Origin of the sequence: Actinoplanes subglobosus (assembly GCF_042650585.1) — a bacterium.
Taxonomy (GTDB): domain Bacteria; phylum Actinomycetota; class Actinomycetes; order Mycobacteriales; family Micromonosporaceae; genus Actinoplanes; species Actinoplanes subglobosus.
The window spans coordinates 1-663 of sequence record NZ_JBHSBL010000051.1 but is presented as its reverse complement, the minus strand read 5'-3'; the positions used below and the strand labels follow the sequence as shown (position 1 = coordinate 663).

The 663-nt window shown below is 63.7% G+C and carries 1 protein-coding gene; it reads left to right on the top strand.

Features of this window, described 5'->3' with window-relative positions; genetic code table 11:
* The coding region (locus tag ACFO0C_RS49020) for a Calx-beta domain-containing protein (protein ID WP_378073866.1) at positions 1 to 663 on the top strand (663 nt) is incomplete at both ends.

Genomic DNA, 663 nt, shown 5'->3' with positions numbered 1-663 from the left:
ATGCGAACGACCTGACGCCGGAGATCACGACGGCGGGCACGGTCAATGTGGGCGAGGGTGATGGCGACGCGACGGTTCCGGTGACGTTGAGTTGGGCCGGGTTGCCGAATACGAATGATGCGTCGTCGACGCAGAAGGAGATCACCGTCGACTATGCGACGGCGGATGACACGGCGGTGGCCGGGGAGGATTACACCGCCGTGGGTACGGCTGAGTTGACGTTCCCGGCGAATGATCTGACGCCGCAGGACATCGTCGTGCCGCTGGCGGACGACCAGATTTATGAGGCGTCCGAGCAGTTCAAGGTGAATCTGAGCAATGCCAGTGACGCCGCGGTGATCGCTGATCCGGAGACGTCGGTGGTGATCGCCGACGATGACAGTGCGAACAAGCCGACGTATTCGGTGACGGCTCCGGCGAATCCGGTCGGTGAGGGCGCGAGCGGCGAGTACACGGTGACGTTGACGTCGGATGCGGTCTCGGACATCACGTTCGACATCACGGTGACCGCCGGTGGAGTCGTGCCGAGCGCGGTCGGGGCTGATTACACGTTGCCGAACTCGACGGTGACGGTGTTGAAGGGCAGCGACACAGCGACGTTCGACGTCGATGTGGCGGACGACGACCTTTACGAGGGTGCGGAGACCGCGACGGTCGTGGTGA